At 52.1% G+C, this 5,114-nt stretch carries 2 tRNA genes and 2 rRNA genes; all 4 read right to left on the bottom strand.

Going from position 1 to position 5,114, the window contains the following annotated elements:
* Positions 1-112 precede the first annotated feature (112 nt).
* Positions 113-3,005 (bottom strand): 23S ribosomal RNA (locus CDO35_RS22725).
* A gap of 261 nt (positions 3,006-3,266) precedes the next feature.
* Positions 3,267-3,342, bottom strand: a tRNA-Ala gene (locus CDO35_RS22720).
* Between the two features lie 22 nt (positions 3,343-3,364).
* Positions 3,365-3,441: transfer RNA gene (locus tag CDO35_RS22715), tRNA-Ile, on the bottom strand.
* 85 nt (positions 3,442-3,526) lie between these two features.
* Positions 3,527-5,063 (bottom strand): 16S ribosomal RNA (locus tag CDO35_RS22710).
* The 16S and 23S rRNA genes sit together here with 2 tRNA genes alongside, the layout of an rRNA operon.
* Positions 5,064-5,114 lie beyond the last annotated feature (51 nt).

The raw sequence follows: 5,114 nt of genomic DNA, 5'->3' as shown, positions 1-5,114 counted from the left end.
CGCTATCCCTTGGATACGTGATAGATGATTTGTAGTTCTTGCAAATTTTCGGCTTTCTGTCGACTTCACCATCGACACCCTCTGCTTTGAGGGCAGATTGTTTGGGTGTTATATGGTCAAGCCTCACGGGCAATTAGTATTGGTTAGCTCAACGCCTCACAGCGCTTACACACCCAACCTATCAACGTCGTAGTCTTCGACGGCCCTTTAGGGAGCTCAAGGCTCCAGTGAGATCTCATCTTGAGGCAAGTTTCCCGCTTAGATGCTTTCAGCGGTTATCTTTTCCGAACATAGCTACCCGGCAATGCCACTGGCGTGACAACCGGAACACCAGAGGTTCGTCCAACCCGGTCCTCTCGTACTAAGGTCAGCCCCTCTCAAATCTCAAACGTCCACGGCAGATAGGGACCGAACTGTCTCACGACGTTCTAAACCCAGCTCGCGTACCACTTTAAATGGCGAACAGCCATACCCTTGGGACCGGCTTCAGCCCCAGGATGTGATGAGCCGACATCGAGGTGCCAAACACCGCCGTCGATATGAACTCTTGGGCGGTATCAGCCTGTTATCCCCGGAGTACCTTTTATCCGTTGAGCGATGGCCCTTCCATACAGAACCACCGGATCACTAAGACCTACTTTCGTACCTGCTCGACGTGTCTGTCTCGCAGTCAAGCGCGCTTTTGCCTTTATACTCTACGACCGATTTCCGACCGGTCTGAGCGCACCTTCGTACTCCTCCGTTACTCTTTGGGAGGAGACCGCCCCAGTCAAACTACCCACCATACACTGTCCTCGATCCGGATAACGGACCAGAGTTAGAACCTCAAGGTTGCCAGGGTGGTATTTCAAGGATGGCTCCATGAGAACTGGCGTCCCCACTTCAAAGCCTCCCACCTATCCTACACAAGCAAGCTCAAAGTCCAGTGCAAAGCTATAGTAAAGGTTCACGGGGTCTTTCCGTCTAGCCGCGGATACACTGCATCTTCACAGCGATTTCAATTTCACTGAGTCTCGGGTGGAGACAGCGCCGCCATCGTTACGCCATTCGTGCAGGTCGGAACTTACCCGACAAGGAATTTCGCTACCTTAGGACCGTTATAGTTACGGCCGCCGTTTACCGGGGCTTCGATCAAGAGCTTCGCTTGCGCTAACCCCATCAATTAACCTTCCGGCACCGGGCAGGCGTCACACCCTATACGTCCACTTTCGTGTTTGCAGAGTGCTGTGTTTTTAATAAACAGTCGCAGCGGCCTGGTATCTTCGACCGGCATGGGCTTACGTAGTAAATACTTCACCCTCACCGGCGCACCTTCTCCCGAAGTTACGGTGCCATTTTGCCTAGTTCCTTCACCCGAGTTCTCTCAAGCGCCTTGGTATTCTCTACCTAACCACCTGTGTCGGTTTGGGGTACGGTTCCTAGTTACCTGAAGCTTAGAAGCTTTTCCTGGAAGCATGGCATCAACCACTTCGCATTCTAAAAGAACGCTCGTCATCAGTTCTCGGCCTTGATCTCCCGGATTTACCTAAGAAACCAGCCTACAACCTTAAACACGGACAACCAACGCCGTGCTGGCCTAGCCTTCTCCGTCCCTCCATCGCAGTAACTAGAAGTACGGGAATATTAACCCGTTTCCCATCGACTACGCATTTCTGCCTCGCCTTAGGGGCCGACTAACCCTGCGTCGATTAACGTTGCGCAGGAAACCTTGGTCTTTCGGCGTGGGAGTTTTTCACTCCCATTGTCGTTACTCATGTCAGCATTCGCACTTCTGATACCTCCAGCAAGCTTCTCAACTCACCTTCACAGGCTTACAGAACGCTCCTCTACCGCTCATCCAAAGGATGAACCCGTAGCTTCGGTGTATGGTTTGAGCCCCGTTACATCTTCCGCGCAGGCCGACTCGACTAGTGAGCTATTACGCTTTCTTTAAAGGGTGGCTGCTTCTAAGCCAACCTCCTAGCTGTCTAAGCCTTCCCACATCGTTTCCCACTTAACCATAACTTTGGGACCTTAGCTGACGGTCTGGGTTGTTTCCCTTTTCACGACGGACGTTAGCACCCGCCGTGTGTCTCCCGTGCTGACACTTGCTGGTATTCGGAGTTTGCATCGGTTTGGTAAGTCGGGATGACCCCCTAGCCGAAACAGTGCTCTACCCCCAGCAGTGATACACGAGGCGCTACCTAAATAGCTTTCGAGGAGAACCAGCTATCTCCGAGCTTGATTAGCCTTTCACTCCGATCCACAGGTCATCCGCTAACTTTTCAACGGTAGTCGGTTCGGTCCTCCAGTCAGTGTTACCTAACCTTCAACCTGCCCATGGATAGATCGCCCGGTTTCGGGTCTATACCCAGCGACTAAAGCGCCCTATTAAGACTCGCTTTCGCTACGCCTCCCCTATTCGGTTAAGCTCGCCACTGAATATAAGTCGCTGACCCATTATACAAAAGGTACGCAGTCACCCAACAAAGTAGGCTCCCACTGCTTGTACGCATACGGTTTCAGGTTCTATTTCACTCCCCTCTCCGGGGTTCTTTTCGCCTTTCCCTCACGGTACTGGTTCACTATCGGTCAGTCAGTAGTATTTAGCCTTGGAGGATGGTCCCCCCATGTTCAGACAAGGTTTCTCGTGCCCCGTCCTACTCGATTTCATTGATAAGAGCGTTTCGTGTACGGGGCTATCACCCACTACGGCGGCACTTTCCAGAGCCTTCCACTACACTCAAATCAACTTAAGGGCTAGTCCCCGTTCGCTCGCCACTACTTAGGGAATCTCGGTTGATTTCTTTTCCTCAGGGTACTTAGATGTTTCAGTTCCCCTGGTTCGCCTCTTGCACCTATGGATTCAGTACAAGATACCCGGCTTATGCCGGGTGGGTTCCCCCATTCAGAGATCTCTGGATCACAGTCTGTTTGCCGACTCCCCAAAGCTTTTCGCAGGCTACCACGTCTTTCATCGCCTCTGACTGCCAAGGCATCCACCGTATGCGCTTCTTCACTTGACCATATAACCCCAAGCAATCTGGTTACTGTCTCAATCGTGAAGACGACATTCGCCGAAAATTTGCGTCTTGAGAACTACAAATTTTACCTTGACCAGATCAATTGCCAGTGAAAGCAATTAATCAGTCACTTCTATCACATATCCAAATTTTTAAAGAACGATATTCGTACCGGTCAAAAGACCAGAAATCAGCACTCAACAGGCTTTCCCTGAAGCGCTCATTTCTGAACTCTTTCTCTTCTCACCGTAACCGCGTAGAGAGTGGTGGAGCCAAGCGGGATCGAACCGCTGACCTCCTGCGTGCAAGGCAGGCGCTCTCCCAGCTGAGCTATGGCCCCGTATTCTTCTGCACCAAGCAATTGGTAGGTCTGGGCAGATTTGAACTGCCGACCTCACCCTTATCAGGGGTGCGCTCTAACCAACTGAGCTACAGACCTATAACAGGGTCGCGTTACAGCATCGTCTTCGACTATGAATCAAGCAATTCGTGTGGGAACTTATGAAGAAGCTGATGTCTTCGATTAAGGAGGTGATCCAGCCGCAGGTTCCCCTACGGCTACCTTGTTACGACTTCACCCCAGTCATGAATCACTCCGTGGTAACCGTCCCCCCGAAGGTTAGACTAGCTACTTCTGGAGCAACCCACTCCCATGGTGTGACGGGCGGTGTGTACAAGGCCCGGGAACGTATTCACCGTGACATTCTGATTCACGATTACTAGCGATTCCGACTTCACGCAGTCGAGTTGCAGACTGCGATCCGGACTACGATCGGTTTTATGGGATTAGCTCCACCTCGCGGYTTGGCAACCCTTTGTACCGACCATTGTAGCACGTGTGTAGCCCTGGCCGTAAGGGCCATGATGACTTGACGTCATCCCCACCTTCCTCCGGTTTGTCACCGGCAGTCTCCTTAGAGTGCCCACCATAACGTGCTGGTAACTAAGGACAAGGGTTGCGCTCGTTACGGGACTTAACCCAACATCTCACGACACGAGCTGACGACAGCCATGCAGCACCTGTGTCTGAGTTCCCGAAGGCACCAATCCATCTCTGGAAAGTTCTCAGCATGTCAAGGCCAGGTAAGGTTCTTCGCGTTGCTTCGAATTAAACCACATGCTCCACCGCTTGTGCGGGCCCCCGTCAATTCATTTGAGTTTTAACCTTGCGGCCGTACTCCCCAGGCGGTCAACTTAATGCGTTAGCTGCGCCACTAAGTTCTCAAGGAACCCAACGGCTAGTTGACATCGTTTACGGCGTGGACTACCAGGGTATCTAATCCTGTTTGCTCCCCACGCTTTCGCACCTCAGTGTCAGTATCAGTCCAGGTGGTCGCCTTCGCCACTGGTGTTCCTTCCTATATCTACGCATTTCACCGCTACACAGGAAATTCCACCACCCTCTACCGTACTCTAGCTCGCCAGTTTTGGATGCAGTTCCCAGGTTGAGCCCGGGGCTTTCACATCCAACTTAACGAACCACCTACGCGCGCTTTACGCCCAGTAATTCCGATTAACGCTTGCACCCTTCGTATTACCGCGGCTGCTGGCACGAAGTTAGCCGGTGCTTATTCTGTCGGTAACGTCAAAACAGCAAGGTATTAACTTACTGCCCTTCCTCCCAACTTAAAGTGCTTTACAATCCGAAGACCTTCTTCACACACGCGGCATGGCTGGATCAGGCTTTCGCCCATTGTCCAATATTCCCCACTGCTGCCTCCCGTAGGAGTCTGGACCGTGTCTCAGTTCCAGTGTGACTGATCATCCTCTCAGACCAGTTACGGATCGTCGCCTTGGTGAGCCATTACCTCACCAACTAGCTAATCCGACCTAGGCTCATCTGATAGCGCAAGGCCCGAAGGTCCCCTGCTTTCTCCCGTAGGACGTATGCGGTATTAGCGCCCGTTTCCGGACGTTATCCCCCACTACCAGGCAGATTCCTAGGCATTACTCACCCGTCCGCCGCTAAATCAAGGAGCAAGCTCCTCTCATCCGCTCGACTTGCATGTGTTAGGCCTGCCGCCAGCGTTCAATCTGAGCCATGATCAAACTCTTCAGTTCAATACTGCTTGGGTTTTGAGAAAACCCTAAACTTGGCTCAGCAATCGCAAA

This window comes from Pseudomonas sediminis, assembly GCF_002741105.1.
Taxonomy (GTDB): domain Bacteria; phylum Pseudomonadota; class Gammaproteobacteria; order Pseudomonadales; family Pseudomonadaceae; genus Aquipseudomonas; species Aquipseudomonas sediminis.
The sequence above is the reverse complement of the archived record's forward strand: the minus strand, read 5'-3'. Positions and strand labels throughout refer to the sequence as shown.